General features: G+C 69.0%; 20 protein-coding genes. 11 read left to right on the top strand and 9 right to left on the bottom strand.

What is annotated here, in order from left to right; genetic code table 11:
- Positions 1 to 81: 81 nt before the first annotated feature.
- On the top strand, positions 82 to 1,365 hold the full coding sequence (locus tag J2X52_RS02175) for a heme biosynthesis HemY N-terminal domain-containing protein (RefSeq protein ID WP_310147983.1): 1,284 nt from the start codon (positions 82 to 84) through the stop codon (positions 1,363 to 1,365).
- 234 nt (positions 1,366 to 1,599) lie between these two features.
- Here J2X52_RS02175 and J2X52_RS02170 read toward each other — a convergent pair whose 3' ends face one another.
- Both J2X52_RS02170 and J2X52_RS02165 read right to left on the bottom strand, forming a co-directional pair.
- A complete protein-coding gene (locus J2X52_RS02170; protein ID WP_310147981.1) occupies positions 1,600 to 2,175 on the bottom strand; it encodes a hypothetical protein in 576 nt (191 codons plus the stop codon).
- Positions 2,176 to 2,192: 17 nt separating this feature from the next.
- Positions 2,193 to 3,470, bottom strand: a complete 1,278-nt coding sequence (locus J2X52_RS02165; RefSeq protein WP_310147978.1) for an acetyl-CoA C-acetyltransferase — start codon at positions 3,468 to 3,470, stop codon at positions 2,193 to 2,195.
- A gap of 92 nt (positions 3,471 to 3,562) precedes the next feature.
- Between J2X52_RS02165 and J2X52_RS02160 the strand changes: the two genes are divergently transcribed.
- Positions 3,563 to 4,462, top strand: a complete 900-nt coding sequence (locus J2X52_RS02160; protein WP_310147975.1) for a hypothetical protein — start codon at positions 3,563 to 3,565, stop codon at positions 4,460 to 4,462.
- A gap of 449 nt (positions 4,463 to 4,911) precedes the next feature.
- Here the strand turns inward: J2X52_RS02160 and J2X52_RS02155 are convergent, their stop codons facing one another.
- The 5 genes from J2X52_RS02155 to J2X52_RS02135 all read right to left on the bottom strand — a co-directional run bounded on the left by J2X52_RS02155 (position 4,912) and on the right by J2X52_RS02135 (position 9,637).
- Entirely contained in the window at positions 4,912 to 5,535 is a 624-nt protein-coding gene (locus J2X52_RS02155; protein ID WP_310147972.1) for a superoxide dismutase family protein, read from the bottom strand.
- Positions 5,536 to 5,635: 100 nt separating this feature from the next.
- Positions 5,636 to 6,190 carry a superoxide dismutase family protein gene (locus J2X52_RS02150; protein ID WP_310147969.1) on the bottom strand — a complete coding sequence of 185 codons (555 nt, stop codon included), beginning with the start codon at positions 6,188 to 6,190 and terminating at the stop codon, positions 5,636 to 5,638.
- Between the two features lie 45 nt (positions 6,191 to 6,235).
- Positions 6,236 to 7,657: a nitrogen regulation protein NR(I) gene (gene ntrC, locus J2X52_RS02145; RefSeq protein WP_310147966.1), complete on the bottom strand. Its 1,422-nt coding sequence runs from the start codon at positions 7,655 to 7,657 to the stop codon at positions 6,236 to 6,238.
- The gene (locus tag J2X52_RS02140) at positions 7,654 to 8,727 is read right to left on the bottom strand and encodes an ATP-binding protein (protein ID WP_310148818.1); all 1,074 of its coding nucleotides are present in this window, start codon (positions 8,725 to 8,727) and stop codon (positions 7,654 to 7,656) included. The genes ntrC and J2X52_RS02140 overlap by 4 nt, the downstream gene beginning before the upstream one ends.
- Positions 8,728 to 8,839: 112 nt before the next feature.
- Positions 8,840 to 9,637, bottom strand: a complete 798-nt coding sequence (locus tag J2X52_RS02135; protein ID WP_310147964.1) for a rhomboid family intramembrane serine protease — start codon at positions 9,635 to 9,637, stop codon at positions 8,840 to 8,842.
- Positions 9,638 to 9,791: 154 nt separating this feature from the next.
- Here J2X52_RS02135 and J2X52_RS02130 point away from each other — a divergent pair, with 154 nt between their 5' ends.
- On the top strand, positions 9,792 to 10,988 hold the full coding sequence (locus J2X52_RS02130) for a GGDEF domain-containing protein (protein WP_310147961.1): 1,197 nt from the start codon (positions 9,792 to 9,794) through the stop codon (positions 10,986 to 10,988).
- Positions 10,989 to 10,994: 6 nt separating this feature from the next.
- On the opposite strand, the gene J2X52_RS02125 is transcribed toward J2X52_RS02130, so the two are convergent.
- Entirely contained in the window at positions 10,995 to 11,954 is a 960-nt protein-coding gene (locus tag J2X52_RS02125; RefSeq protein WP_310147958.1) for a TerC family protein, read from the bottom strand.
- 241 nt (positions 11,955 to 12,195) lie between these two features.
- Here J2X52_RS02125 and J2X52_RS02120 point away from each other — a divergent pair, with 241 nt between their 5' ends.
- The 3 genes from J2X52_RS02120 to J2X52_RS02110 all read left to right on the top strand — a co-directional run bounded on the left by J2X52_RS02120 (position 12,196) and on the right by J2X52_RS02110 (position 17,576).
- Positions 12,196 to 13,365, top strand: coding sequence for a class I SAM-dependent rRNA methyltransferase (locus tag J2X52_RS02120; protein ID WP_310147957.1), 1,170 nt, complete (start codon positions 12,196 to 12,198; stop codon positions 13,363 to 13,365).
- 118 nt (positions 13,366 to 13,483) lie between these two features.
- Positions 13,484 to 15,403 (top strand): ATP-binding protein, encoded by a 1,920-nt coding sequence (locus J2X52_RS02115; protein WP_310147954.1) that lies wholly within the window; start codon positions 13,484 to 13,486, stop codon positions 15,401 to 15,403.
- A 70-nt stretch (positions 15,404 to 15,473) separates the two neighbouring features.
- On the top strand, positions 15,474 to 17,576 hold the full coding sequence (locus tag J2X52_RS02110) for a gluconolaconase (RefSeq protein WP_310147952.1): 2,103 nt from the start codon (positions 15,474 to 15,476) through the stop codon (positions 17,574 to 17,576).
- 22 nt (positions 17,577 to 17,598) lie between these two features.
- Here the strand turns inward: J2X52_RS02110 and J2X52_RS02105 are convergent, their stop codons facing one another.
- Positions 17,599 to 18,075, bottom strand: coding sequence for an Lrp/AsnC family transcriptional regulator (locus tag J2X52_RS02105; protein ID WP_310147949.1), 477 nt, complete (start codon positions 18,073 to 18,075; stop codon positions 17,599 to 17,601).
- A 303-nt stretch (positions 18,076 to 18,378) separates the two neighbouring features.
- Between J2X52_RS02105 and J2X52_RS02100 the strand changes: the two genes are divergently transcribed.
- The 5 genes from J2X52_RS02100 to J2X52_RS02080 all read left to right on the top strand — a co-directional run bounded on the left by J2X52_RS02100 (position 18,379) and on the right by J2X52_RS02080 (position 25,750).
- Complete coding sequence (locus J2X52_RS02100; protein ID WP_310147947.1) at positions 18,379 to 20,631, top strand: TonB-dependent receptor; 2,253 nt, start codon at positions 18,379 to 18,381, stop codon at positions 20,629 to 20,631.
- Between the two features lie 76 nt (positions 20,632 to 20,707).
- A complete protein-coding gene (locus J2X52_RS02095; protein WP_310147944.1) occupies positions 20,708 to 22,168 on the top strand; it encodes an amidase family protein in 1,461 nt (486 codons plus the stop codon).
- Entirely contained in the window at positions 22,168 to 22,800 is a 633-nt protein-coding gene (locus J2X52_RS02090) for an FMN-binding negative transcriptional regulator (protein ID WP_310147942.1), read from the top strand. The genes J2X52_RS02095 and J2X52_RS02090 overlap by 1 nt, the downstream gene beginning before the upstream one ends.
- Positions 22,797 to 23,780: an alpha/beta hydrolase gene (locus J2X52_RS02085; protein ID WP_310147940.1), complete on the top strand. Its 984-nt coding sequence runs from the start codon at positions 22,797 to 22,799 to the stop codon at positions 23,778 to 23,780. The genes J2X52_RS02090 and J2X52_RS02085 overlap by 4 nt, the downstream gene beginning before the upstream one ends.
- Positions 23,777 to 25,750, top strand: coding sequence for a S9 family peptidase (locus J2X52_RS02080; protein WP_310147938.1), 1,974 nt, complete (start codon positions 23,777 to 23,779; stop codon positions 25,748 to 25,750). Before J2X52_RS02085 ends, J2X52_RS02080 begins: the two co-directional genes overlap by 4 nt.
- Positions 25,751 to 25,946 lie beyond the last annotated feature (196 nt).

Genomic DNA, 25,946 nt, shown 5'->3' with positions numbered 1-25,946 from the left:
GACGGCCCGTCCCGCGACGGCTCCGTCACGACGGCCTCTGGCACCGTACCATCCTGTTCCCGCGCCATCCGGAATTCCGCCATGTCCCTGCTCCGTGCCCTGCTGGTCTGGATCGTCATCGCCCTCCTCGGCGCGCTGGCTGCGCAAGTCCTGATGTCGGGCGATCCCGGCCATGTGCTGGTGCGCCATGGTGGCGTCGATTACACGACGACGGTCAGCAATGCGATCGCGATGCTGCTCGGGGCGATGGTCGTGGTCTGGCTGCTGGTCACGCTGCTGCTGCTGCCGTTCCGCAGTTGGGGCCGCTACCGCGAAACCAAGGCGCAGAGCCGGATCGGCGAGGGCCTCGATGCGCTGCATCAGGGCCATTACGCCCGCGCCGAGAAGCTGCTGGTGCAATCCGCCGACGAGAATCCCCATTACGAGCCGGCCGCGCGCATTGCCGCGACCCAGGCTGCGATCGGTCGAGCCGATGCGACCGCTGCACGCGCGCATCTCGAGCGCTTCGACGAGCGGCATCCGGCGACGCGCGCCATTGCATTGGCCGAACTCGCACTGCTCGACGAACGCCCCATCGACGCGTTGACCGCCCTCGACATTCCGAGCGCGCAGCCGCTGCCGCCGCGTGGTCTGGCGCTGCGTGCCGATGCCTGGGCGATGACCGGTCACGCCGCCGAAGCGTATGGCCTGCTCGGCGCGCTGCGCCGACAGAACGCATTGCCCGACGCGCAACTCGAACTTCGCGAGATCCGCTGGGCCGCGGCATCGCTGCACGAGGCGGCCGATGCCAACGTGCTCGCCGAGCGCTGGGAAGCATTGCCCAAGCACATCCGCACCGAAACGCCGGTGGTGCTGGCCTACGCCGAGCGCGCCGTCGCGCTGGGCTGGCACGACGCCGCGCTCAAGAGTCTGGAAACGTCACTCGATGCGCGTTGGGACGAGCGCGTCGCTGCACGCTACGCATCGCTCGAGGTTGGTGACCCGGCGCACCGCCAGTCGCGCATGGAGCGCTGGCTCAACGCGCATCCGTCGAGCCCCGGCGTGATGCTTGGCCTTGCACGCCTGCACCACATGCAGCGCGACTGGCCGAATGCCCGCGATTACCTGCAGCGCGCGATCGACCAGGGCGCCGGCAGCGATGCCTGGGTGCAGCTGGGCGACGGTTACGCCGCGGACGGCGACGATCGCAATGCGCGTCTGTGCTACGCGAACGCCCTGCGCGCCGCGCGCAATGAACCCGTGGTCGCGCTCGCGCCAACTCCGGTCGTGCAGCACGGCGATGTGATCGAGGCCGAGATGCGCGATGCACAGGGCCTACCTGACGTGCACGGCGATGCGCCGCCGCGTTCGACGGACCGGTTCTAACCACGAAGCGGGATTTGAGCCCTCTACTGTGCACCCGTTACGGGCGGAGGGTTGGGTGAAGATTTACCGTCAGGTCCCGGGATGATTTAACGAACCGTCCAGTGGGTGCGGGTCTCGACACGGCCACGGTCTGTCGTTTCGCCCCATCCCACCTTCCCCCGCACGCGGGGGAAGGAGATTGGCTTCACAACGCCGCTGAGCCGCCGCGATCTGCGTCATGCCGCGACGCAGCCCTCAACGCATCGAGCGATGTACCGCCACCGCGCCATCAACCGCCTGGTCGAGCGTGAGTTCCGCTGCACGCCCGCGCCCGTTGCTGGCCAGCGTGACCGTCACCGGGCCGACGATGACCTGCGGACCGACGGGACCCAGCGGCGCATTGCCGTCGAGCAGCGCATCGGGAATCGCGACGAAACCGCCGAGCGCCGTCACCCGCGGGTCCTCGACATACATGGCGGCGCGCTGCATGTCATTCGCAGTCAGCGGTTCGTTGTCGACGATGACGATCGCGCCGACCGCCGCGCCGTCCGCCTGCGAACGCCATGCGCAGCTGAGGCCGTAGCTCTCTGGCGTGTCCTGCCGGGTGCCGGCGTCGTCGACGGCATCGAGACCGGCAACCATGTCGCCGAGTGCAGATGCCAGGCGCGAGCAGTCGGGCAACGCCTCTCGTGGCGGCGGCGCCGAGACCAACTGCGGGCCGGACGCGGTCGGCTGCTGGCTTGCATCCGAATCGTCCTTGCCGCACGCGGCGAACGCGCACACGGCGACAGCGAGCAGGCCAAGACGGGCCGGAATGCGGAACACGGACATGACGACGCTCCCCGCGATCAGCGTTCGAGGATCGCGACGACGCCCATGCCACCGGCGGTGCAGATCGAGATCAGTGCGCGGCCACCGCCGCGTTCCTTCAACTGCTTCGCGGCCGTGGCGACGACGCGCGCGCCGGTCGCCGCGAACGGATGACCCGCGGCCAACGACGAGCCGACCGGATTGAGCTTCACCGGATCGATGCGGCCGAGCGGCGCGTCCAGGCCAAGACGCGTGCGGCAGTAGTCCTCGCTCTCCCACGCGCGCAGCGTGCACAGCACCTGCGCGGCGAACGCCTCGTGGATCTCGTAGAAGTCGAAATCCTGCAACGTCAGTTTGTTGCGGGCGAGCATCTCGGCCACGGCCACCGTCGGCGCCATCAGCAGGCCTTCGCCGTGCACGAAATCGACCGCCGACACATGCGCGTCGCGGATGTGGCACAGCACTTCATGTCCGTGGGTGGCTGCCCATTCGTCGCTGGCCAGCAGACACGCGGACGCGCCATCGGTCAGCGGGGTGGAGTTCGCAGCGGTCAGCGTGCCGCGACCGGACACCTTGTCGAACGCCGGCTTGAGCGTCGCGAGTTTCGCCAGCGAGGTATCGGGACGCAGGATGTTGTCGCGCGAGACGCCGCGGAAGCTCACCACCAAATCGTCGAAAAAGCCGCGCTCGTAGGCGGCGGCCAGCTTGTGATGCGAGGCGACGGCGAGTTCGTCCTGCGAATCGCGCGCGATGTTCCATTCCTTGGCCATGTCCTCGCAGTGCTCGCCCATCGACTTGCCGGTGCGGGGTTCGGCGACACCCGGAAAATCCGGCTTGAGTTCGCGCAGGCGGAAGCCCTTGAACGCAGCCAGCTTGTCCCTGGGCGTCTTCGCTGCATTCGCCGCGAGCAGACGATGGCGCAGCGTGCGGCCGTAGACGATCGGCACATCGGACGTGGTGTCCGAACCGCCGCCGATGCCCGACTCGATCTGGCCCGCGGCGATCTTGTTGCCGATCGTGATGATCGAATCGAGCGACGTGCCGCAGGCGCGCTGCAGGGTGATGCCCGGCGTCAGCGCCGACAGACCCGATGACAACGCCGCCTCGCGGCCCAGATTCCAGTCGCTGGAATGCTTGATCACTGCGCCCATCGCGACTTCGCCGAGCTGCTGGCCATGCAGGCCGAATTTCTCCACCAGTGCCCCGAGCGTGCGCACCGACATGCCGAGATTCCCGACGTCCGCGTAGGCGGTGTTCTGGCGGCAGAACGGAATACGAACACCACCGAGCACGGCGACGGGACGACCTAGCAGCATCGGAATGACCTCGGGATGAGTGGCTTGGGAATGTCCCGGAGCCGGGACGGGCATAATGTGAATGAGTCTATCGCTGACGATGTGCACGGCCAATGACCGCAGATCCCGACATTTCCCGACAAATTCCCGCCCCGCAGGTGCTCGGCGTGCTCGCGCTCGAACTGAGCGACGATTCCACGCCCGCGCGCGACGCGCTGGGCCAGCAGGCCGCTGGCGAGCTCGCCAAGCTGCTCGGGCGCGACCTCGGCGCGCTGGTGCCGGGTGTGCGCGAGCTCGACCTGTCGTTCGCCGCCGCCCACTTCGATCCCGCCGAATTGCTGCGGCCGGGCTGGCCGGTCCATCGCCGGCTCGACGAACTGCGCGTGCGGGCGCCGCAGGCCGGACAGGGCCCGCGCATCATCGCCTTCGGCGCCGATGCCAGCGGCGCGGTGCCCCTGCCTTTCCAGTCCGACCCGCAGCTCGCCGGCGGCCGCCTGCGCGTGCTGCCCTACCTGTTCGTCGGCGAACCGGCGGCCACCGAATCCGTCGCGGCGCACATGGAATCGACGCTGTTCGACCTCGGCATGGTCCAGGCCGACACCGCGCTGTGCGCGCAGGACGCGTTCGGCGCACGCATCGAACACGCGCGGTACCTGACCCTGCACGACCTGCTGGCGATGACCGCGATGCAGTACCGCAACCAGGGCCTGGACCCGTTGTGGGACGTGCTGGAAACCGCGCTGCTCGCGCCCGAGTCAGAAGCCTGGCTCGACGCGCCGCCGGAGCCGTTGCTGCGGCATGTGGATGGCGAAGTGCGCATTGCGATGCTGGCGCCCGATGACTGGCGTCGGCGGTGTGCGGCGGACGAATCGGACGATGGCCGGTTGGCGAAAGGTTTCGCGATGTATGAGGCGCGGCAGCGGCAATTGTCCGCGGTGCTGCAGGCGCACGGCGTGCCGGTGGTGTTCGTGCATGTGGCGCCGGGGCAGGATCCTGTGGCGGCATTGCGCTGACTCGCCACGGGCGCGGGCTGTGCTTGTTGAGTAGAAGCGCGAGACGCACCCTCACCCCAACCCCTCTCCCGGAGGGAGAGGGGCTCCAAGCAGCGGACTCACGGGTCAACGCGAACTTGGCGCTCGCCATCCAAGCCACGCTCCCGCCGGGATCTAAACCCCTCTCCCCTTGGGAGAGGGTTTGGGGTGAGGGCTGACGACGTCAGCGAATTCAACATCACGGCGATGGGTTCCGGCGCGCTTGACCCTTCCTAGGAACCAGATGCGAAGGCAAAACCCCGTCCTCACCCGACGCGCAACGCGCGTCAGCCTCCCCCACAGGGAGAGGCGTTGCGTCACGCCGGCTGATGCGCCAGCGTCCAACACCAGCACACGGCGCAAAAGAAAACGCCCGCCTCCTCAAGGAGACGGGCGCCAGCGCAATTCTTAAGACGCGATAGCGCGAGCGCTTATCCCGCCTGGATCACGCCACACGCCAGACGATCACCGGCGTTACCGGTCGGCTGCGTCTCGTAGTCGTCGGCGTCCTTGTGGACGATCACGCCCTTGCCGACGATGTCGTCCGCGCCACCGCCGCCGATGGTCGCGCCTTCGAGCCAGCCGCTGACCTCGGCGGTGCCGTCGGTACCGGCCACGATGTTGTCGCTGTCGCCGGCGTGGTGAGCGCCCTGTCCGACGCGACCGTGATCAGTGCTGCCTGGATTGAAGTGGCCACCCGCGCTGCTGGCGTCAGGCGCGCTGCAGTCGCCAGTTTCATGCACGTGGAAGCCGTGGGTGCCACCGGCCGGCAGGCCGGTCACGGTGCCGGTAACTTCGATGCGACCGTTGACGACCGCGAAGCGCAGTTCGCCCGCAGTCTCGTTGCCGGCAGTCGGCTGCAAGGTGGCCATGGCGCTGGCCGCGGCCATCGTCTGCGCTGCATCAGGCGAAGTGGCGGCCGTGGTTTCGGCGGCGCGGTCGGCCTCGGCGGCTGCGTTGTCACCGGTGTTGGCGGTTTCGGCACTGCCGCCGCAGGCGGCCAGCGCGAGGGCCAGCGCAGCGGGGATCGGCATCAGGAATCGGGAATGGCGCATGGAGCTCTCCTCGGATCGGATGGGGCGCGTCTGACGCGCGTATTGCGGCGGCCAGCATCCCTGCGGCCGGGTCTCCACCGCGTGAGCAAGCCGCGGCCGGCTACGGGACCTGGACGGTGCCGCAGGCAACGCGGGCACTGATCGCGCCGGGCGTCGCGCCCAGGATCAGCAGCCCACGCCCGACGATGTCATTGGCCGCGCCGCCGCCGAGCACCGCCCCGGGCAGCAGCAGATCCAGCGTGGCGACGCCGTTGCCGTTGGCCACGATGCGGCCGCGCTCGCCGGAATCCGGCTGCGTCGAAGGGATGCCCTGCTGTGCATCGAACTCGGGGCCGGCGCTGATCGCATCGACCGCGCTGCAGTCGCCGCGGGTGTGCAGGCGCAAGTTGTGGGTGCCGTTGCGGACCAGGCCGCCGATCTCGCCGCGCACGCGCACGCCACCGACATCGGGCGACAGCACGAGGCGGCCGCTGACCAGCGAGCCGGACGCGGAGGCGAGGTTGGCGATCGCGCCCTGCGCGGTGCCGGTACTGGCCACCGCGACGACGGGGACCGGCGCGGGCGTCTGCGCTGCGGGGCGGGGAGCGCTGGCGCAGCCGGCGAGCAGGGTCGCGGCAGCGGCCGCGAGGATCGGGAGTCGGGTCATAGGGTTCATGGCGGCCACTCTAGTTCGCGCACGCAGCGCGTCGATGAAGGGGATTCAACTGCGACGCCGGCGCGCGCCGAGTTTGCGGGTCAGCGTGTTGCGGCCGACGCCCAGCCGGGTGGCGGCCTCGGCGCGGCGCCCGCCGGTGTGCACCAGCGCGGTTTCCAGCAGCGCGCGGTCCAGGCGTTCGCGGGCCTGCGCGTGGATGTCGTCGTCACCGGCGCGCAGCCGCGTATCGGCCCAGGCGCGCAGCGCGTCGTCCCACGCGCTCGCGGCGAGCGCGGCATCGCCCGGGTCCGGCGCGGCGCGCGCGGTCAGCAGACCGTCGAGATCCTGCGGCGTGACCAGATCGGCCGGCGCCAGGGCGGCCAGGCGCCAGCACAGGTTCTGCAGTTCGCGCACGTTGCCCGGCCAGGCGTGTTCGCGCAGACGCTGCAACGCGGCGCGCCCAAGCCGCTTGGGCGGCGCATCGAGTTTCTCGGCCGCGGCCTGCAGGAAACGTTCGGCGAGCTGGCCGACGTCCTCGCGCCGGTCGCGCAGCGGCGGCAGGCGCAGGCGCACGACATCCAGGCGATGCAGCAGGTCGGCGCGGAACCGGCCTTCGGCGACCAGGCGCTCGAGATCCTGATGGGTCGCGGCGATCACGCGCACGTCGACGCGGATCAGTTCGCGTCCGCCGACACGGAAGAACTCGTCCTCCGCCAGCACACGCAGCAGGCGCGTCTGCAGCGAGGCCGGCATGTCGCCGATCTCGTCGAGAAACAGCGTCCCGCCGTCGGCCTGTTCGAAGCGACCGATGTAGCGCCGCGACGCGCCGGTGAACGCGCCGGCCTCGTGGCCGAACAGTTCGCTCTCCAGCAGCTCGGCCGGAATCGCCGCGGTGTTGAGCGCGACGAAGGGTTTGCGCGCGCGCGGCGATTCACGGTGCAGCGCGCGTGCGACGAGTTCCTTGCCGGTGCCGGTCTCGCCGGTGACCAGCACCGACACCGGCGCCTGCGCCAGGCGACCGATCGCGCGGAACAGCTGGCGCATCTCGGCGGTGTCGCCGACCAGCGCGTCGCTGTCGCCGGTCGGCTGCGGTACGTCGTCGGGCGCGGTGTCGTGGTCGCCGAGCACACGCGCGGCCAAGGCGACCGCCTCGTCGAGATCGAAGGGCTTGGACAGGAATTCGTGCGCGCCGCCGCGGAACGCCCCGGCGGTGCTGGCGACATCGGTATAGGCCGACATCACCACGACCGGCAGCTGCGGATGTTTCTGCTTCAGGCCGTCGAGCAGTTGCAGGCCCGAATCGCCGGGCATGCGCACGTCGGTGAACAGCATGTCCGGCGGCGGGCGTTTGGCCAGCGCATCGCGCACGGCCTGCGCGCTGTCGAAACCGGACACGTCGTAGCCGGCTTCGCTCAGCGCGGTGGCCAGCACGAACCGGACGGAGCGGTCGTCGTCGACGACCCAGATGCGCGGGGGGGGCGTACTCATGCGGCGGGCGCCTCCGACGCGTTGGCGACTGCGTCGTCTTCGACCGGGAACGGGAGCTGCAGGGTGAACACGGTGTGCCCGGTGCGTGAGCGGTAGACCAGCGCGCCGCGATGTTCGCGGGCGACCTGCTGCGCCATCGCCAGGCCCAGGCCGCTGCCGTCGGGACGCCCCGACACCAGCGGCAGGAAGATCTGTTCGACCATGTCCTCAGGCACGCCGCGGCCGTCGTCGACGACTTCCAGCCGCAGCACCATGGCGTGGACCGCGTCGCCGATGCGTACGCCGAGCGCGGCGCGGGTGCGCAGGGTGATGTTGGCGGCGCCAGCCTGGATCGCGTTGCGGACCAGGTTCCAGATCGTCTGGGTGAGGCGATCGGGATCGCCGGAGAGTTCCGGCAGGCTGGGGTCGTAGTCGCGGATCAGACGCACCGCCCAGCCGGCGTCGGCTTCGGCCAGGCGCAGCACCTGTTCCAGCACGCTGTGGATGTTGAGCGCGCGATGCGGCGTGGGCGCACGCGGCGACAGCAGCTGGTCGACCAGCGTGCCCAGCCGCGCCACTTCGGTGTCGACCAGGGCGACCAGTTCACGCGATTCGCCATCGCTGACGCGCCGGGCCAGCAGTTGCGCCGCGCCCTTGAGGCCGGCCAGCGGATTGCGCAGTTCGTGGGCCAGGCCGCGCAGCGCCGCCGACAGCGCGAGCGGCATCGCGAGCGTTGGATCGGCGCCGGGGAACTCGTCGACCGGGTGCGCTTCGAGCAGCAGCCCGCCGTCGGCCTCGCGCGAGAGCCAGGCATCGGCGAAGCGCGGCTCGCCACCCAGGAAGGCCAGCACCAGCCTGCGCACGCGCATCGGGCCGTCGGCGGGATCGCCGGGCGTGCGCAGAGCCAGCCGCAGGACGTCGCCGTCCACTTCCAGCGCGGCCAGCGGCTGGTCGATCAGGCGCTTGCGCCCCACCCCGAGCCAGCGCGCGAAGGCCACGTTGCAGGTACGGATACGCCCGTCGGCATCGGCCCAGACCAGCGGCGTGGTCAGCGAATCAAAGGGTTGCGGCGGGGGTGTTTCGTCGGCCATTGCACCAATGTAGTGCATTGGGGAAGGTGTCGACAGGAATGGGGTGGGCTTGGCTTGAGCCCTCCCCCGCACGCGGGGGAGGGCGTATGCGGCGAACCGGACCCTGCGGAGATCAGCTTTCCTCGCTACGCCCGCCGCGCCGATCCGGAAACCGCAGCACCACCCCGCGCGGCGCTTCCTCCGTCGGGCGTTCCCACAACACCGGCACGTCATGCGGCGCGGGCGGCTCGTACGTGTCGCGGCGTTCGAGTTCGGCGCGGGCGGCTTCTTCCTCTTCGATCTCCCAGCTGTAGCGACGGCGCGGCGGGATCGGGTCGGCGTAGCGGAACCAGAACGCGGCCAGCACGCCGCCGATCGCGCCGCCCATGTGCGACTGCCAGGACACGCCCGGCTCCTGCGGCAGAACGGTCAGCAGCATGCCGCCGTAGAACAGGAACGCGATCATGCCTGCGGCGATCGACGGCCGGTCGCGGCGCAGCAGACCGAGCACGAACACCAGGAACATCAGGCCATGGGTCACGCCGCTGGCGCCCAGATGATGCGAGCCGGGATTGCCCATCAGCCACGCGCCCAGGCCCGAGCCCAGCCACATCAGCGGCAGGCCGCGCAGCGTGGCGCGCGGGTAGACCACCAGCGCCAGCGAGCCGAGCAGCAGCAGCGCGCTGGCGTTCGCGATCAGGTGTTCGGGCGAGCCGTGCAGCAGCGGCGCGGTCAGCAGGCCGAGCAGACCGCTCCATTCGCCGGGCTTCACGGCGAGGAAGCGCCAGTCGATCGCCGCCTGCACGCCGAACACGATGCACAGCAACAGCACGAACAGCACGCTCGCCTGCAGGGCGCGGGACAACCGGCGCTTGTCGCGGGCGCGCTGGTGCTCGGAATCGGGGGTGTCGTCGGGACTGTCGAGATGCATGCATCCAGCATGGCGGCGGATTACGCGGTTGCAAGCCGGGGTGACCGGCGTCGCGTTTCGCGGCGCACACAACGCACGCGAAACACATGCGCACGCGTCACACGCTACCGTGTCGCCCCGCCCGATTGGGGCGAAGACCGAGCGTGCGTCAACAGTGGATGCCTGGGGAATCACATTACTGGCGATGTTCGTGTTGCTGGCGGTGTCACTGGCCGCGATGACGTGGATGGTGCTGCGCGAGCAGCGCATTCGCGAGCGCGCCGGGCTGCGCGAATGGACGACCGGCCTGGCGCTGCAGACGCTGGCCTGGCCGCTGTTCGCAGTGCCGACGCACGTGCTCGGCGGCGCGGTGCAGGCGATTGCCTGCGCGATGCTCGTGGCCGGCTACGCGGCGATGCTGCGCGCGCTGCTGCGCAGCCTGCCTGCGACCCGCGCGCGCACGCCGCTGTCGTGGGCCGTGCTCTATCTGCCGGCGCTGGTGTTGCTGCTGGTCTTGCTGCTGCCGGCCCAAGCGCCCCAGGCGCGTATTGCGATGTTCTGGAGCGCCGCCCTGCTGACGGTGCTGCTGGCGGCGCGTGCCCCGCTGCGCCGTCGCGGTCGACGGCCGGCTCCGGAACGCGCCCTCGTCGTGCTGTTCGCGGTCGCGGCGCTGGTCTGCATCTATCGGCTCGCCGAACAGGCCTGGAACCCGCAGGCCGGACCGGCTTTCGATGCCGGCATGACGCCAGGACAGCAATTGGCGCTTGCCTACTTCCTGGTCGCACCGGTGTTCGCGACGTTCGCATTCCTGCTGCTGCAGCTCGAACGCCAGCAGCGCTGGCTCGAAGACCTCGCAGCCGAGGATGCGCTCACCGGCATCCACAACCGGCGCGCGTTCGTCGAGCTCGCCCGGAAACGCCTCGCGCGTGCACGCGGCGATGGCCTGGCGGCGTTGCTGATGATCGACGTCGACGGCTTCAAGGCCGTCAACGATGTCCACGGCCATGCGGCCGGTGACCGCGTGCTGGCGAATATCGCCGCGCGGCTGCGCGCCGCGGCCCGCGATGGTGATGTCGTCGGGCGTTTCGGCGGTGACGAGTTCTGCATGCTGCTCACCGGCGCAGGCATCGACGATGCGACCGAGCGCGCCGAACGCGTGCGCGCGCAGATTGCCGCATCTCCACCGACCCTCGATGGCGCGACCACGGCGGTCACCTTGTCGATCGGCATCGCTCATGTGCGCGAGGGCCGCGAGGCGGATCTCGACGCGCTGCTGGCGACCGCCGATCGACGTCTGTACCTGGCCAAGCGGGCGGGCCGCAACCGCGTCATCGACCGCGATGTCGAGGTCGCCCTGCCCGCTCCTGCCTGACCGGCGTTATGCGCCGGGCAGGGGCTTCGGCGGACGCGCCAGACTCAGCGCCACCGTCACCGCGAGGATCGCCACCACGACGCCCAGCGACCACAGCACCGGAATCTTGTAGACGTCGATCAGCAGCATCTTGCTGCCGATGAAGACCAGCACGATCGCCAGGCCGTAGGGCAGCAGGTGGAAACGCTCGGCCATGCCGGCGAGCAGGAAGAACATCGCGCGCAGGCCCAGCACCGCGAACACGTTCGATGTCAGCACGATGAAGGGATCGGTGGTGATCGCGAAGATCGCCGGAATCGAATCGACGGCGAAAATCACATCGGTGATGCCGATCATCACCAGCACGATGAACAACGGGGTGAACTTGCGCCGCCCGGGCCGGCCGAGCCACAGCGCACTGCCGTGGTAGCGCCGCACGAAGGGCACGTGCGCGGTCATCCAGCGCAGCAGCGGGTTGTGCTCGAGATCGGGCGCCTTGCCGGCGGCGAACCACATCTTGGCGCCGGTCAGCAGCAGGAACGCGCCGAGGACGTAGAGCAGCCAGTGGAAGTGCGCCAGCAGCGCCGCGCCGGCAAAGATGAGGATGGCGCGCAACGCGATCGCCAGCAGGATGCCGATGATCAGCACGCGCTGGCGCTGTTCCTCGGGCACCGCGAAGTAGGTCATCAACATCAGGAACACGAAGATGTTGTCGACCGCGAGCGCCTTCTCGACCAGATAGCCGGTCAGGAATTCCAGACCCACGCGGTTCGCGATCGCAGCCCCTGCGGTCTCGTGCAGGTACCACCACAGACCGCCGTTGAAGATCAGAGCCAGGGCCACCCAGCCCAGGCTCCACCACAACGCTTCCTTGAAGGTGACCTTATGCGCGCCGCCGTGGCGCATCAGCACCAGGTCGACCAGCAGCGCGACCACGACCAGGCCGCCGAAGCCGGCCCATAACCAGATGTTGCCAATCGTTTCCATGGAAGTTCCCGAAAAGGTGGAGGACGACCGCAGGCGCGGACGTCTCGGGAACCGTGGAATCGGAACCGGGGACACGCCTTCGCCATTGCGGCGAAGGTCTTGCTCACAGCCCGGTGGGCTGCCGTGCGACCGGAGCATTGCTGCTCGAAATGACGGCCGGCACGTTGGGAGCTACTCCCCTTCGGGGACGGATTGTGCGCATGACGCGCGGCACAATCAAGCGGGCGGTTAAAATGCGGCGATGAACGCACCTTACCCGACCGTACACCTGAAGAACGCCTGGCGTTCCAGCCACCCGTGGATCTTCCAGCGCCTGGTCGAAAAGCCGGCACAGCGCCCCAAGCCCGGCAGCATCGTCGATGTCATCGGCGTCGAAGGCGAGTGGATCGGCCGCGGCTTCTACAACGGCCATTCGCGCATCGCCGTGCGCATCCTCGAAACGCATCCGGACGTGCCGGTCGATGCCGGCTGGTTCTCGCGCAAGATCGCCGAGGCCGTGTCGCTACGCCGCGAGGTGCTGAAACTCGACGAGGTGTCCAACGCCTGGCGCGTCGTGCACAGCGAAGGTGACGGCCTGTCGGGCCTGGTCGTCGACCGCTACGGCGACCTGCTGGTGGTCGAGTTCTTCAGCGCCGGCATGTTCCGCCATCGCGAATGGATCTACGAGGCGCTGACCGAGCAGTTCCCCGGCTGCCGCTTCCACAGCTTTGCCGACGAACACGTGCAGAAGCAGGAGAGCTTCGATTATCGCGGCAGCGTGCCGGCCGATCCGTCGATCATCACCGAATACGGCGTGCGCTTCCGCGCCGATCCGGCCGGCGCGCACAAGACCGGCTTCTTCGCCGACCAGCGCGAGAACCGCGAATGGCTGAGCCGCCAGGTCGCCGGCAAGCGCGTGCTCGATCTGTGCTGCAACACCGGCGGTTTCGGTGTGTACGCGGCGGTGCGTGGCGCCAGTGAGGTCGTCGGCATCGACATCGACGAGGACGTCATCGAGATCGCCAAGGGCAACGCCAAGCTCAACGATGCGCGGATCAAGTTCGTGCAGGCCGACATCTTCCCGTGGCTGCGCGATGCGTCGAACGCGGGTGATCGCTATGACGTCGTCGTGCTCGATCCGGCCAAGATGACCCGCGACCGTGAACAGGTGATTCCGGCGCTGAAGAAGTACCTCGACATGAACAAGCTGGCGCTCGGCGTGGTCAAGCCGGGTGGCCTGCTGGCGACGTTCTCGTGCACGGGCCTCGTCAGCGAGGAACAGTTCCTCGACATGCTGCGGCGCGCGGCGTTCTACGCCAACCGCACGATCCAGATCCTCAAGGTGTCGGGCGCGGGCGCGGATCATCCGTTCATGGCGCACGTGCAGGAATCGCGGTATCTGAAGGCGGTGTTCTGCCGCGTCGTGGACTGAAGGTTCGCGCTCGGCTCGTAGCCCCGTCTACCCGGAGAACTTTTGGGATATCTCCGATGAAGCAAAGTCCCGACCTCCTTAAGGGCGAAGCAATGCGACTTTTGTGTGAGATCGCAACGTGACCGCCGTCGAGCTGCTCGACAGCCTCAACCTACTCGATGAGCACGAGCGGGTTGAAGCCAAGCGCGCAACCGAGGCCGGCAAATCGCTACTGGAAACCGTCTGCGCGTTTGCCAACGAGCCCGGGCTCGGCGGCGGATGGATCGTGCTCGGTGTGGTGCGCGAGGAGCTGGCATTGTTTCCTGCCTACGAGGTAGAAGGCATCAGCCATCCAGACAAGCTGTCGTCCGACATCGCCAGCCAGTGCAGCGGCAGCTTCAGCACCCCGCTTCGGGTGGACATCACCACCGAAAATCTCGACGGCAAGAATGTGGTGGTTGTGTTCGTGCCCGAGGCACAACCGCAGGACAAGCCCGTTTACTTCAAATCGCAAGGGCTGCCTCGCGGCGCCTACCGACGCATTGGCAGCACCGACCAGCGCTGCACCGAAGACGACATGGCTGTGTTCTATCAGGGCCGTCAGCTCGAGAGCTTCGACGCCGGCATCGTCGCCGACGCCGCCATCGACGATCTGGCCGAGGAGGCCATCGCCGACTACCGCAAATCCCGCGCCGAAGCCAACCCGGATGCCGAGGAGTTGCGCTGGTCCGACGAAGAACTGTTGCTGTCCGTCGGCGCGATCCGTCGCGATGCCAACAAGGAACTCAGGCCCACCGTCACCGGGCTGATGCTGTTCGGAAAGCCGACCGCACTGCGTCGCTGCTCTCCGATGACGCGGGTGGACTACATCCGAGTACCCGGACGCGATTGGGTACCGAATCCGGATCGTCGCTTCGACACCATCGACCTGCGCGACCCGCTACTGCGACTGATCCGGCGTGCGCAGGCGGCGGTGCTGGATGATTTGCCCAAAGGGTTTGCACTCGCCGAAGGAGACCTGCAGCGTCAGGACCGTCCCGCGATACCGCTACGGGTGATCCGAGAGGCTCTGGTCAACGCACTGATGCATCGAAGTTACCGCAGTCACAGTCCTGTGCAGATCATCCGTTATGCCAATCGGCTGGAGATCCGCAATCCGGGATTCTCGTTGAAGTCGCAGGACCACCTCGGCGAACCGGGCTCGCATCTGCGCAACCCGCGCATTGCGGCAGCGCTGTACGACACGCGCATGGCCGAAACCAAGGGCAGCGGCATCCGGGTCATGCGCGAGAACATGGAGCAGGCCGGCCTGACGCCCCCACTGTTCGAGTCCGACCGGGGCAACGATCAGTTCATTGCGCGCTTCTTCTTCCACCATTTCCTGGGCGAAGACGACGTTGTCTGGCTCGCCCGCTTCCGCGAACTCCACCTGTCGAGTGAAGAAGCACGCGCCCTGATCGTGGTGCGCGAAGCGGGCGTCATCAGCAATGCCGACTATCGAGCCCTGAACAAAGTGGACACGCTAGCCGCCAGTCAAGCGTTGCGGCGCCTGCGGGATGCGGACTTGCTGGCCCAGCGGGGCCGCGGCTCGGCGACCTATTACCTACCCACCTCGCGGTTGCTGGGAGGGCAAGCTGGTGACTTGGCTGACAACCCTCAGGACGCGGCAGACGGCATGCCTGACAACTCGAGCGGCTTATCTACCAACCAGGCACCGTTGTCTACCAACCCCGATCGCTTGTTGCCTACCAAGCTCTCCGAAGATGAAGACGACACCCGACGCCGGTTATTGGCGCAATTGCCCGGCGACCTAGCTGCCCGGGTGGGTGCTCTTGGCCGACGCAGCCCGCCGCATGAGGTGCAGAACGTCGTCGTGGAACTCTGCCGTCTCCAGCCACGCAGCGCGGAAGAACTTGCCCTCCTGCTGGCCCGGAATTCGCGGCACGTGCGCAATAGCTACTTGCGGCCGCTCACCCGCAACGACAGGCTGGTCATGACCAACCCTGACGAGCCAAATGATCCACAGCAGGCTTACCGCGTGAAGGTCATGCAGGAATGACTGAAACCGGTGCTCCGGCCCGACTTCAAGCCGGGATACATGTCCTGCGATGCTGTCGCGTGACAAGGTGATGCGGCCGCTCCGCACCGGTGTGCGCGGCGCGATGTGGGGCGTCGCCGCGCTGACGATCGGCGCGCTCGCGGCGAGCTTCTTCTGGGACTGGCGAACGGCCGAGCGTCCTGACCTCGGCCCGCCGCCCGCGGGACTGCCGGCGCGCATCGAACACGTGGCCGGTGACGGCCATCGCGGCGTGCGCGATGGCGTGCGGTCCGAAGCACGGTTCGATGATCCGTTCGGCATCGCCGTCGCAGCCGACGGCACTGCGTTCGTCGCCGATGGCGGCGCGTCGAACCGCATCCGCCGCGTGCAGCCCGATGGCCGCGTCGACACGTTCGCGGGCAGTCTCGAGGGCTTCGTCGATGGCCGCGGCGCCGAAGCGCGCTTCCACACACCATCCGGTCTCGCGATCGATACGAGCGGCGCGTTGTACGTCGCCGACACCGGCAACCACGCGATCCGTCGCATCGCGTCCGATGGCGCGGTGACCACGCTGGCCGGCACGGGCGATGCCGGCTTCGTCGACGGCCCCGCCGCGCAGGCGCGCTTCCATGCGCCGACCGGCGTGGCGGTCGATGCGATGGGCCGCGTGTTCGTCGCCGACGGGTTCAACGACCGCATCCGCGTGATCGAGGCGGGCACTGTGCGCACGCTGGCCGGCGATGGACGGCCGGGATTCGTCGATGGCATCGGCGTGCAGGCGCGCTTCGATACGCCGGGCGGACTCGTGCTCGGCGACGATGGCGCGCTGTGGATCGCCGACACCGGTAACCATGCACTGCGTCGCGTGGCGCCCGACGGCACGACGACGACGCTGGCCCTGCATGGCGACGAACCCGACGCGGCGCCCGTCTCGCCGGTGTCCATCGCCATCGATGCGCAGCAGCGCCTCTACGTCGGCGAACTCGCGCAGGGGCGCGTGCTGCAGATCGAAACCGACGGGCGTGCGCGCGTGCTGACCGGTCGCGACATGGCGCAGCGCCTCGCGCGTCCGGCTGGAGTGGCGTTCGACCGCTTCGGGCGGTTGTGGGTCGCCGATGCCGCGGCGTATCGCGTGCATCGCATCGCGCAGGTGCGTCGCGCCGGTGCGAAGCAGAATCTTTCGAACGTCTCGGTCGGCCCCGCGCCCGATGCTGCCCTGCCGGAGACGCGCGGCCGCTGGCCGCTGGCCCCGCAGGACGGCTGGCATGAGGTCGTCGGCACGCTCGGCGAGGTGCGCGGCAACTTCCGCGGCGAATCGCGCAGCCATCTGCACGCCGGCTTCGATGTGCGCGGGGATGTCGGCACGCCGGTGCTGGCGATCGCCGACGCCAAGGTCGCCAGCCTGTATGCCGCGAGCGCATTCGGCGACCAGGCCGAGCATCTGACGATCGACGACCTGACCTACATGCACATGCGTGTCGGCCGCACGCCGCGCGGCGAGGCGCTCGATCCGCGCTTCCAGTTGATCGCTGGCGACGACGGCGGGCCGATGCGCGTGCGCATCCCGCGCGGCACGCATGTCCGAGCGGGCGATGCGATCGGCACGATCAACGCGCAGGCCCATGTGCATCTGGTCGTCGGCCCGTCCGGCTATCAGCGCAATGCGGTCGCGCTCGGCTTCCGCAATTTCGTCGACACCGTCGCGCCGCGCATCGATGATCTCGCGCTGCTCGATGCGCTCGACGCGCCGATGACCACGCGCGAAGGCGGCCGCGTGATCCTGCCGCGCGCCGGCGGCGGCCTGCAGATCGTCGTCGAGGCCTGGGACCAGGTGGACGGCAATCTGCCGCGCCGACGCCTTGGCCTGCACACGCTGGGCTGGCAACTGCTGACCGCCGAAGGCCGACCGATGCCAGGCTTCGAAGTGCCGCGCTTCACGATCGATTTCGACCGAATGCCGCCGCATCGCGACGCGGTGCGCGTCGCCTATTCCGCCGACAGCGGCATCACCGTGCACGGCGCCTCGCGCACGCGCTTCCGTTACGCGGTCAACAATCTGGTGCGCGACGGGCGCCTGGAGCCGGCGCTGTGGGACCCGGCGGAGCTGCCGGTCGGCGACTACGTACTGCGTGCGGTCGTGCGCGACGCCAGCGGCAATGCCGCCTCGCGCGAGTTGCCGATCCGGCTGTACTGAGTGCCGCGCCGCCGCGCGCAGGCTACTCGTCGGTCAGGGGATAACCCGCGAACGATTTGACCTCGTCCATCAGGAAGTGGGAGACGATCTTCTCCACGCCGTAGTCGCCGCTGAGCAGTTCGCGGGCGATGTCCTTCCAGTGGTGCACGTCGCGCACGATGACCCGCAGCATGTAGTCATAAGCGCCAGAGACGCGGCTCGCTTCGACGACCTCCGGCAGCGCCAGGATGCAGCGGTCGAACGCGGTGAATGCGTCGAGCGCGTGCTTCTGGAAACTGATCTGCGCCATGACGATGGTCGCCGAGCGGATCCGGTCGACGGCGACGTTCGCGCGGTAGCTGCGGATGAGGCCGCGCTCCTCCAGCGCACGGACCCGCGCGAGACACGCACTCGGGGAAAGCGCGACCCGCTGGGCGAGGGCGTGATTGGTGATGCGTGCATCCTGCTGCAGCACCTCCAGGATCTTCAGGTCGGTGCGGTCGGGCGGACGAACGGACATTTGGCGCTGCTCCGTGAGGAAGACGGCCGTGCCGGCCGACGCGGCGCCACAACGTATCGAATTTCAGGCGCGTGGGTGCAGATGCTGCGTTATTTCCGTGCCGTTTCCGTGAAATATGCGGTCATAGCCGATGAAAAATCTTTTCTAATCAAGAGCTTGCATCCTTTCTCATGGCCGTGGATTCTGCTGGACGCGGTGGCGCGGGTCTTCTATTACTCGAACGTCAGCGCTGCGGTCCGGGAAGGGAGGCCCCGACACCGCATCGGTCTGGTCCGCATCCAGCCACCGCCACCGGGGATCTCCATGCAACCGCTCACCACCGCACGACTGGCCCACGCCATCCGCCTCGTCTGCCTGTGCACGCCGCTGATCGCAGCGCCGGCGCTGGCCCAGGACATCACGCCCGGCGCGTCGGCCTCGCCGATTTCGACCACCGATCTCGACGCGATCGTCGTCACCGCCGGCAAGCGCAACGAATCGTTACGCGAGATCGCCGGCTCGGTGTCGGCCGTCACCGGCCAGCAGCTTGAGGATCTCGGCGCGCAGTCGCTGGCCGACTACATCCAGCGCACGCCGGGCGTGGTGTTCAACAGCTATCAGCCGGGCGTCTCGCACGTGGTCATGCGCGGCATCGCGACCAGCTCGGGCAACGTGCAGGGCCAGACCACGACCGGCTACTTCCTCAACGAAGTGCCGCTGACCGAACCGGGTTTCAGCATCGTCATCCCGGATATCGACGCCTTCGACATCAACCGCGTCGAAGTACTGCGCGGCCCGCAGGGCACGCTGTTCGGCTCGGCGTCGATGGGCGGCGCGATCAACTACGTGGCCAATGTCGCCGACCCGTCCGGCTTCGACGCGGCCGTGGAAGCGACTGCCAGCCAGACCCGCAACGCCGACATCGGCTTCGGCGGCAAGGCGATGGTCAACCTGCCGATCGCCGAGGACATCCTCGCCGTGCGCGTGGTCGGGCAGTACCGCGACGACCCCGGCTATCTCGACAACATCGGCCTGGGACGCGAAGGCAGCAACGACAGCCGCACCGCAGGCGGCCGCCTGTCGGTGACCCTGACGCCGTCGGAGGCAACCACGCTAAGCTGGTTAAGCCTGTGGCAGGACACCGATGCCGACGACAACAGCTATCGCATTGCCGGCCTCGGCGAGTTCGAACGCGACACCGCGATACCCGAATTCACCGATACCAAGGTCGCCGTGCATAGCCTGCGGCTCGATCAGGATCTGGGCTTCGCCACGCTGACTGCGCTGCTGTCGCAGCAGCACAAGCAGCAGGACTGGCAGTTCGATTTCACCCCGATCCGCGTGTTCTACAACGCCGATCTCGACCTCGATCTCGACACGCCCCTGTTCATCGCCTCCGGCGGCGAAAGCACCGGCCGCAGTCTCGAACTGCGCCTGGCCTCGCCCGGGGACCAGCGCCTGGAATGGCTGGTCGGCGGCATGGTGTTCCAGACCGACAAGGATCTCTACGAAACCATCGGCGCCGCCGGCGCAGCCGGTGCGTTCGACCGCTCGTCGCTGTTCGGCCCGGGCAGCGGTTCGGTCATCGCACCCGATGGCTCCACGTTCAACGCGTTCTACAGCCATCTCGACGGTTCCGAACTCGCGGTGTTCGGCGAAGGCACCTTCCACTTCAACGACCAGTGGAAGGCCACGCTCGGCGGCCGCTTCTTCCGCACGAGCGTCGATGCGCAGACCACGCAGGTCGGCTTCTCGACGTATCCCGGCGATCCCATCGTCACCCGCTCGCGTACCGACGAGGAGGGCTTCAATCCCAAGGCCTCGCTGACGTGGACGCCGTCGGATGACCTGATGCTCTACGCGCTGGTGTCGGAAGGCTTCCGCTTCGGTGAACCCAACACGCCCGGGCTCAGCGCGTTCCCGATTCCCGCCGGCTCCACCAGCGACAGCCTGATCAACTACGAACTCGGCACGCGCACCAGCTGGGCCGACGGCCGCTGGCTGCTCGACGCGACGCTGTTCTACGTCGACTGGAGCGACATCCAGCTGCGCCTGCAGACACCGGATTTCTTCAACTACGCCAGCAACGGCGGCAAGGCCTACAGCCGCGGCGTCGAACTGGCGACCACGTGGCGCCCGGTCGAGGCCTTCGACTGGACGCTGGCCGCCACCTGGCAGCAGGCGCGCCTCGACGAAGATCTCGACATCCTGTTCGCCGGCACCGCGCCGGCTGGTTCGCAGTTGCCGGGCTCGGCCGACTGGACCGTCAGCAACGTGCTGCGCTACCGCTTCGACACCCGCTTCGCGCCGACGTTGACGCTGGCCCACCAGTACATCGGCAGCGGCATCAGCGATCTCAACTCCGCGGTGCCGGGCGCGGTGCGCAACGAGCAGGGCAACTACAACACCGTCGACCTGCGCTACCGCATGACGTTCGGCAACACCGATCTGACCCTGTTCGGCAGCAATCTCGGCGACGTGCGCGGCATCACCCGCAGCGTGTCCGAGGTCAACGGCATCGGACAGGGCGTCGTGCGACCGCGCACCGTCGGCATGACCGTGCACTGGCGCTACTGACGATGCGAGTACACGACGCCGGCCTGCGCCGGTTGCCTGACCGTGACCGTCCCTGCGGCCGGAGATCTGTCGTCCCATGACGTTGTTCGATTCCCCCGCCGGCCACGCCGATGCGCTGGCGCTCGGCCGGCTGGACGCCCATGCCCAGGCCGCGCTGCGAGCGCGCGGCGCGCTGAGCGCGCTGGACCTCACCGATGCGGCGATCGTCCGCGCCCGCCATTTCGATCCTGTGCTCGGGGTGCTGAGCCACACCGCGTTCGATGCGGCCCGGCAGCACGCCCGCGCACTCGACGCCGCCGGTGTCGACACCGCCACGCCGCTGGCCGGCGTGCCGTGGCTGCCGAAGGATTCGCTGCGGGTGCCGGGCATGCCGACGCGTGGCGGTTCGCGCAGCCGCAGCAGCGCGCCGGCGACCGCGGACGAGGCCTCGCCCTTCGTGCGGCGCTTCGAAGCCACTGGCCTCGTCGCGATCGGCAAGAGTGCGATGCCCGAGTTCGGCCTGATGGGGTCAACCGAGCCCCTGCTCGGCCCGGTCACCGCCAATCCGTGGTCACTAGCGCATTCGCCCGGCGGCTCCAGCGGCGGCGCCGGCGCGGCGCTCGCGGCGGGCATCGTGCCGCTGGCGCATGGGAGTGATGGTGCGGGTTCGATCCGGATTCCCGCATCGGCCTGCGGCGTCGTCGGCCTCAAGCCCGGGCGCGGCGCCTGCGTGCCGGTGCGCGGGCGCCATGCGATCGAAGACCTGATCGTCGCCGACAGTCTGATGTCGCGCAGCGTGCGCGATACCGCGTGGGCGTTCGCCGCCGCGCATCCAGCTGCGCCGGCCGTGGTGACTGGACCGGATGCGCGCCGCCTGCGGATCGGTCTGGTCGTCGATGCGCTGCCGGGCCTGGCGCCGGATCCCGAGGTCGCCGCCGCGCTCGATGCCGCGGCGCGTCTGTGCGAATCGCTCGGCCACCACGTGGAGCCGGTCGCCTGGCCGCTGCCGGGCGACGCGGTGTGGGCTGCGCTGTACGCGCTGTGGTCGCGGCTCGGCGCGGACGCGGTCGAGCTCGCCGTCGCGCAGGGCGGCGCGGCCTTCGCCGAACGTGCGCTGGAACCCTGGACGCGCGGCCTCGCGCACTGGCACGAGACGCATTGCGGCGTGCCCGAACTCGAACACGCCTGGGCCACGGTCGCCGCCCTGCCTGCAGCGTTCGCCAACTTTCACGCGCGCCACGACGTGCTGCTGTGCCCGACGCTGCGCACGCCACCGCCGACGCTCGGCACACTCGCGCCGGATCGCGACTTCGAGACGCTGATGCCGGCGATGTTCGACTGGATCTCCTATACGCCGCTGCAGAATCTGGCCGGCACGCCGGCGATCTCGCTGCCGCTCGCGCACAGCCGCGACGGCCTGCCGATCGGCCTGCAGTTCGCCGCCGATCGCGGACACGAAGCCACGCTGCTCGCACTCGCCTTCGAGCTGGAATCGGCCGCGCCGTGGTGCGACCGTTGGCCGCCGGTCTCGGTGGCCGCCACACAGGACACACGCTGATGGGCCACGCCCGCGATTCCCGATACGCCCCCCGCCACGACGGTGATGTACTACGCCTGCTGGACGCGCAGCCGTTCGCATGGCTGGTCTCCGCCGGTGGCGACGATGCCGCGTTCACGCCGCTGCCGCTGCGCACCGAGATCGATGCCGAGGGCCGCCTGGTCGCGCTGCGCGGACACGTCGCGCGTCGCAATCCGCACGTCGCGCGGCTGCGCCGTGATCCGATTGCCTACGCGCTGGTGATCGGGCCGCATGCCTATGTGTCGCCGAGCTGGCTCGACGATCGCACCCAGGCGCCGAGCTGGAATTACGCGGCCGCCGCGTTCACGTTGCACGTCGAATGCAGCGAAGCCGAAGCCGATATCGCCGACGAACTCGATGCACTGGTCACGTCGATGGAAGCCGGGCGTCCGAATGCGTGGGCGCTGCCGGAAATGGGCGAACGCTATGCGAGGCTCGCGCGGGGCGTCACCGCCTTGCGGGGACGGATCATCGAAACCCGCGCCACGTTCAAGCTGGGACAGGACGAAGCGCCGCACGACTTCGCGCAGTTGATCGCAGGCCTGGTCAGCGGCGGCGAACACGCGCTGGTCGACTGGATGCGCGCTTTCGACGCGGGCCGCACCGCATGAGCGCGAGTCTCGACGCGCTGGATCCGGCGCTGCGCGCGTTCGTGCATGCGGTCTGCAGCGAAGGCGCGCGCCTCGCCGACGGCCGCACCCTCGACTGGCCGCAGCAGCGCGCGATCGCAGAGGCTGTTCGCACAAGGTGGCGCGCGGGTGGTCCGGTGATGGCGGACACCACGACGCTTCGCATCGCCCACGGCATCGACGGTTTCGACGTGTGTGTCCATCGGCCGCAGGGCATCGCCGCGCGCGCGCCGGCGCTGATGTATCTGCACGGTGGCGGCTGGTGTCTCTTCAGCCTCGACACGCACGACCGCCTGATGCGCGAACTCGCCGAACGCGCTGGCGTGGTCGTGATCGGCGTGGAGTATGCGCTGGCACCGGAACATCCGTATCCGGTTGCGCTGGAGCAGTGCATCGCCGCCATTCGCGCACTGCGTGAGCAGCCTGAAGCCTTCGGCATCGACACGTCGCGCCTGGCCCTGGGCGGCGATTCTGCCGGCGCGAATCTCGCGCTCGCGACCGCACTGCGACTGCGCGATGTCGGCGCGCACGCGGGTATCGAAGCGCTGTTGCTGCTTTACGGCGCCTTCGATACCGCGCTCGATGCGGACGCGGTGCGCACGCTCGGCACTGCCGAGGACATGCTCAGCGCCGACGAGATGGCGGCCTACTGGACCGCGTATCTCGGACCCGACGCCGCCGCGTGCAGAGATGGCTACGCTGTGCCCGCCCATGCCGATCTGCACGAGCTGCCCCCGACCCTCCTGCTGTGGGGCGAGCGCGATGTGCTCGCGGCGCAGAACGCGACCATGGCGTCACGCTTGCGCGCGGCCGGCGTCCACGTCGATGCGCATGCATATCCACGCACGCCGCACAGCTTCATCGAGGCGATGTCGACTTCTGAGATCGCGCGCGACGCACTCGCGCGTGGCGCAGACTGGCTGCGCTCCCATCTCGCCGTCACGCATGACGCTTGCGCATGATCCGACGCCTGCTGCTGGCGCTCGCCCTGCTGTCGCTGGCGCCGCTCGCCTCCGCGCAGGCGCCTGCGGCGCGCATGCATGTGCCGACGCCGCAGGACATCGCTGCGCTGGCCGCCGTCGACGATCCACAGATCAGTCCCGATGGCCGCCGGATCGCCTACACCGTCGGCACCCCGCGCCCGGATGGCAAGCCGCCGCGCACGCAGCTGTGGCGCGTCGCGTTCGACGGCGACGATGCGCCGCGCGCACTCCCCGCGCCTGCCGAAGCCAGCGATCGGCAACCGCGCTGGTCGCGAGATGGCCGCCAGCTGCTGTTCCTGTCGGACCGGCCGGTACCCGGCGGAAAAACACTCGGCGCGCCCCAGGTCTGGCGCGTTGACGCCGACAGCGATGCGGTCACGCTGCTGACTCGCGCCGCGACCGATGTCGCCAGCTTCGATCTATCCGCCGACGGTCGCCGTATCGCCTGGCTCGCGACCGATGCACCGTCGCCCGAGGACACTGCGCGGCTCGCGGCCAAGGACGATGCCGTCGTCGTCGAACAGCCGACGCGGTTCTCGCGCGTCTGGGTGCAGGACCTCGCGACCGGCGCCGCGCGCGTGCTGACGCCGACCGGGATGCAGATCCACGATCTCGCCTGGTCACCCGACGGCCGCACGCTGGCGCTGCGTCGCTCCTCGGGCACCACGCTCAACGACTTCTGGTACGACTCGGCCGTCGTGCTGCTGGATGTCGACAGCGGACGCATCGGCGATGTGCTCGAACCGCACGCGTCCGCGCATCCACTGCAGTGGTCGCCGCACGGCACGCGCCTGCTCTACGGCCGGCTCGGCACCTACGGCATGGTCGCGACGCCGATCGTCCACGACATCGCGCGCGGCACGCAGGTCGCACTCGGCGAGGCCTGGGCCGGCACGTTGTGGCTCGCCCGCTGGAAGACCGACGCAACGCTGCTCGGCCAAGGCCAGCGCGGCATGCGGGGTGCGCTGTTGCGGCTCGATGCGGCCACCGGCGCAGCCACCGAACTCGCGCGACCGCAGATTCCGTATCGCAGCTTCACCGCGTCTGCGGATGGACGCATCGCCTACCTTGGCCTGCGTGACGACAGCCCGGGCAATGTCTGGACCTGGGACGGCACGCGCCTCGTGCAGCGCAGCGATCACCAACCACAGGTCGCGAACTGGGCGCTCGGCCGCGTGCGCGAACTCGAATGGCGGTCTTCGCGCGATGGACGCGCGATCAGCGGCCTGCTGGTCGCGCCGCCCGACTGGGACGGCACGACGCCGCTGCCGACGCTGGTGCAGATCCACGGCGGTCCGGCGTGGGCCTGGTGGTCAGGCTGGCAGGGCTCGTGGCACGAATGGGCGCAACTGCTCGCCACGCGCGGCTACGCCGTGCTGCTGCCGAATCCGCGCGGCTCCGAAGGCCACGGCACCGCCTTCGCCGAACTCGCCCGCGGCGACTGGGGCGACGGCCCGCTGCAGGATGTGCTCGACGGGCTCGATGTGCTGGAAGCGGAAGGCGTGGTCGATCCGAAGCGCATCGCGATCGGTGGCTGGAGCTATGGCGGCTATCTGTCCGCCTGGGCGGTCGCGCGCAGCGACCGGTTCCGCACCGCGATCGTCGGCGCCGGCGTGCTCGATCTCGCCAGCGCGGCGTTGACCAACGACGTGCCGGACTACCTGCCCGGCTACTTCGGCGATCCACTGCGCGAGCGCAGGACTTACGACGCGCAGTCGCCGGTGCATCACGCAGCCGACGTGCGCGTCCCGGTGCTGCTGCTGCACGGCGAAGCCGACGCACGCGTACCGCTGTCGCAGGCGCAGATGTTCCATCGCGCATTGCGCTTCAACGGCACGCCGGTCCAGCTTGTCACCTATCCACGCGGTCCGCACTGGTTCCACGAACAGGCGCATGAGGTCGATCTGCAGCAGCGGGTCGTCGATTGGCTGGAGCGGGAATTACGTTGAGGCGCCTGGCGACGCAGACGGGTGTCTGGCTCCATCACGTCTGCCGGGAATGGGCATGCAGGTGAAGTTGCGCCGGCGCTCGGTGCATTCGCGCGCGAGCGCGCTCCTACAGGTTTCGCCCGCGCGATTCTCCGGCGTCTGTAGGAGCGCGCTCGCGAGCGAAGCCGCACCGCGAATCGATACCCCGATGCATTGC

Origin of the sequence: Luteimonas sp. 3794 (assembly GCF_031456825.1) — a bacterium.
Lineage (GTDB): Bacteria > Pseudomonadota > Gammaproteobacteria > Xanthomonadales > Xanthomonadaceae > Luteimonas.
Note: the sequence above shows the minus strand (reverse complement) of the source record. Positions and strands in the feature narration are given on the sequence as shown.

Coding starts and splice junctions, on each gene's coding strand:
- J2X52_RS02175 (WP_310147983.1), top strand. CDS start 82: ATGTCCCTGCTCCGTGCCCTGCTGGTCTGGATCGTCATCGCCCTCCTC.
- J2X52_RS02170 (WP_310147981.1), bottom strand. CDS start 2,175: ATGTCCGTGTTCCGCATTCCGGCCCGTCTTGGCCTGCTCGCTGTCGCC.
- J2X52_RS02165 (WP_310147978.1), bottom strand. CDS start 3,470: ATGCTGCTAGGTCGTCCCGTCGCCGTGCTCGGTGGTGTTCGTATTCCG.
- J2X52_RS02160 (WP_310147975.1), top strand. CDS start 3,563: ATGACCGCAGATCCCGACATTTCCCGACAAATTCCCGCCCCGCAGGTG.
- J2X52_RS02155 (WP_310147972.1), bottom strand. CDS start 5,535: ATGCGCCATTCCCGATTCCTGATGCCGATCCCCGCTGCGCTGGCCCTC.
- J2X52_RS02150 (WP_310147969.1), bottom strand. CDS start 6,190: ATGAACCCTATGACCCGACTCCCGATCCTCGCGGCCGCTGCCGCGACC.
- ntrC (WP_310147966.1), bottom strand. CDS start 7,657: ATGAGTACGCCCCCCCCGCGCATCTGGGTCGTCGACGACGACCGCTCC.
- J2X52_RS02140 (WP_310148818.1), bottom strand. CDS start 8,727: ATGGCCGACGAAACACCCCCGCCGCAACCCTTTGATTCGCTGACCACG.
- J2X52_RS02135 (WP_310147964.1), bottom strand. CDS start 9,637: ATGCATCTCGACAGTCCCGACGACACCCCCGATTCCGAGCACCAGCGC.
- J2X52_RS02125 (WP_310147958.1), bottom strand. CDS start 11,954: ATGGAAACGATTGGCAACATCTGGTTATGGGCCGGCTTCGGCGGCCTG.
- J2X52_RS02120 (WP_310147957.1), top strand. CDS start 12,196: ATGAACGCACCTTACCCGACCGTACACCTGAAGAACGCCTGGCGTTCC.
- J2X52_RS02110 (WP_310147952.1), top strand. CDS start 15,474: ATGCGGCCGCTCCGCACCGGTGTGCGCGGCGCGATGTGGGGCGTCGCC.
- J2X52_RS02105 (WP_310147949.1), bottom strand. CDS start 18,075: ATGTCCGTTCGTCCGCCCGACCGCACCGACCTGAAGATCCTGGAGGTG.
- J2X52_RS02100 (WP_310147947.1), top strand. CDS start 18,379: ATGCAACCGCTCACCACCGCACGACTGGCCCACGCCATCCGCCTCGTC.
- J2X52_RS02095 (WP_310147944.1), top strand. CDS start 20,708: ATGACGTTGTTCGATTCCCCCGCCGGCCACGCCGATGCGCTGGCGCTC.
- J2X52_RS02090 (WP_310147942.1), top strand. CDS start 22,168: ATGGGCCACGCCCGCGATTCCCGATACGCCCCCCGCCACGACGGTGAT.
- J2X52_RS02085 (WP_310147940.1), top strand. CDS start 22,797: ATGAGCGCGAGTCTCGACGCGCTGGATCCGGCGCTGCGCGCGTTCGTG.
- J2X52_RS02080 (WP_310147938.1), top strand. CDS start 23,777: ATGATCCGACGCCTGCTGCTGGCGCTCGCCCTGCTGTCGCTGGCGCCG.